Annotated in this window: 3 protein-coding genes; 1 reads left to right on the top strand and 2 read right to left on the bottom strand. The window is 73.3% G+C overall.

The genetic code is table 11. The features are described 5' to 3' along the window. Positions 1 to 472: alcohol dehydrogenase catalytic domain-containing protein (locus tag MFF42_RS25660; protein WP_238258790.1), on the bottom strand; the 472-nt coding region annotated here is incomplete at its 3' end. 29 nt (positions 473 to 501) lie between these two features. Beyond that, entirely contained in the window at positions 502 to 1491 is a 990-nt protein-coding gene (locus tag MFF42_RS25655; protein WP_238258789.1) for a DMT family transporter, read from the bottom strand. A gap of 227 nt (positions 1492 to 1718) precedes the next feature. On the opposite strand from MFF42_RS25655, the gene MFF42_RS25650 reads away from it, so the two are divergent. Continuing rightward, positions 1719 to 2012: LysR family transcriptional regulator (locus MFF42_RS25650; protein WP_238258788.1), on the top strand; the 294-nt coding region annotated here is incomplete at its 3' end.

Genomic DNA, 2012 nt, shown 5'->3' with positions numbered 1-2012 from the left:
CGCCGACGATGAGGAGCGCGGGCGCCGCCCCGGGCACCGGCCGGCGGATGTCGAGCCGGTCGAACAAGGCCTCCCAAGCGGTGATCGCGGTGAGCGGCATCGCCGCGGCCTCGGGGAAGGACAGCGCGGCGGGCTTGCGGCCGACGATCCGCTCATCGACGCAATGCAGCTCGGCATTGGTGCCGGGTCGCCCCAGCGCACCGGCGTAGAACACCGCCTCCCCGACCTTGAACCGGGTCACCTCCGGCCCGACGGCCTCGACGACGCCAGCGGCGTCGTAGCCCAGGACCTGCGGCTGCCCCTCGGGCGGGTCGGCGCGTCTGCGGACCTTGGTATCGACCGGATTGACCGAGACCGCCCGCACCCGGACCAGGAGGTCGCGCGGCCCCGGCGCCGGCTCGGGCAAGTCGAGGTCGAGGAGCGCCTGCTCGTCCTCGATGGGCAGGGGTTTGTGGAAGCCGACGGCACGCATGGGATGACTCCTTCTGGTCGGGACCCGCGTCAGAGGCGGGCCTTCGTTCGGTTCGGGAGAGTGAGGCGGGAGGGCACCGCGCTGGCGGCGATGCCGAGGACGATCGCCAGGGCGCCGAGGATGAGGTCGGGTCCGGGCGCCTCGTGCAGCGTCGCCGCCGCGATCGCGAGTCCGGTGACCGGCACCGCGAGCATCAGCGTCGACATCCGGCTCGCCGGCACCCGCCGGCTCGCGGCGTTGACGGCGCAGAAGCCGAAGGCGGTGGCGAGCGGCCCGACGAAGATCAGGCAGGCCCAGAACGTCGCCGTCCCATCGCCGGTGAACGGTCCCTCGACCGCGCGGGCGAGCGGCAGCAGCACGGCGGCGGCCAGCAGCATCTGCCAGGGCGCGAGTTCCACCGCGGAGGCCGCCGAGCGCCCGTAGCGCAGGTGCAGGATGCAGGCGGCCCAGGCGGCGGAGGCCGCGAGCAGCATCGCGTGGGCGCCGAGCACGGCCCCGTCCCGCCAATCGATGGCGTGCGGACTGAACAGGATCAGCACGCCCAGCGCCGCCAGCCCGATCCCGGCCCATTGCGTGCGCGAGATCCGCTCGCCGAAGACCAGCACCGCCACCGGCACGACCCAGATCGGCGTGGTGTAGCTCAGGATCGCCGAGCGCCCGGCCGGGAGATGCGTCATCGCCACGGCGCCCAGCGCGGTGAACAGCATCATCTGCAGCAGGCCGATGGAGGCGATGACCGGCAGGTCCGCGCCCCGGGGCCGCCGGACCGCACCGCGGGCGGCCTGCCACGCGAACAGGCAGGCGGCGCCGGTGGCGAAGCGCAGGGCCGAGAACCAGAGCGGCGAGACGTGACCGAGCCCGAGCTTCATCACCGGCCAGTTCGCGCCCCAGAGCAGGATCGCGCCGCCGAGCAGGAGCGCCGGCGACGAGCCGACCGCGGCACCGCGACGCCGAAGCACGGGCGGAGCCGGCAGGGCATGGCAGGCGGGCGGCGACGCGACGGCGGTCGAGGCGGACATAGCTGGCCTCATCGAAGGGGGAACGGAGCCGGGCTCGAAGCCGGTCCGGCCGGTCGTCGCGACCGGCGAATGGCAGGATGCCCCGCATCGACGAAGTTGGAAAACGCATAGTTCTGATCGATGCGATCAGATTTTCTGCTTGCTGGCAGGCCGCCGAGCCGCGACAACACGCCGCCGGCCGCGCTCTCCGGGGCGTCCGCGGCGCGCAAGCGAAGAGGCGAATGGCCATGCGCCATCCCGATCTCGAACTCGACCTGCTCCGCGCCTTCGTGGCCGTAGCCGAGACCGGCAGCTTCACCGCCGCCGCCGACGTCGTGCATCGCTCGCAATCGGCGGTGAGCCAGAAGGTCCTGCGGCTTGAGGAGATCCTGGGGCGGCGGGTCTTCGACCGTACCAGCCGCAGCCTCGGCCTGACCCCGGACGGCGAGCGCCTGCTCGTCGCCGCGCGGCAGATGCTGGAGTTCAACGACAAGCTGATGCGCGCGTGGCGCGAGCCGCCGGCCAGCGGCACCCTGCGGCTC

Source organism: Methylorubrum podarium (assembly GCF_022179745.1).
Lineage (GTDB): Bacteria > Pseudomonadota > Alphaproteobacteria > Rhizobiales > Beijerinckiaceae > Methylobacterium > Methylobacterium podarium.
Note: the sequence above shows the minus strand (reverse complement) of the source record. Positions and strands in the feature narration are given on the sequence as shown.

Bases quoted from the DNA above. Each gene is read 5' to 3' on its own strand.
- MFF42_RS25655 (WP_238258789.1), bottom strand. From the start codon at position 1,491: ATGTCCGCCTCGACCGCCGTCGCGTCGCCGCCCGCCTGCCATGCCCTG.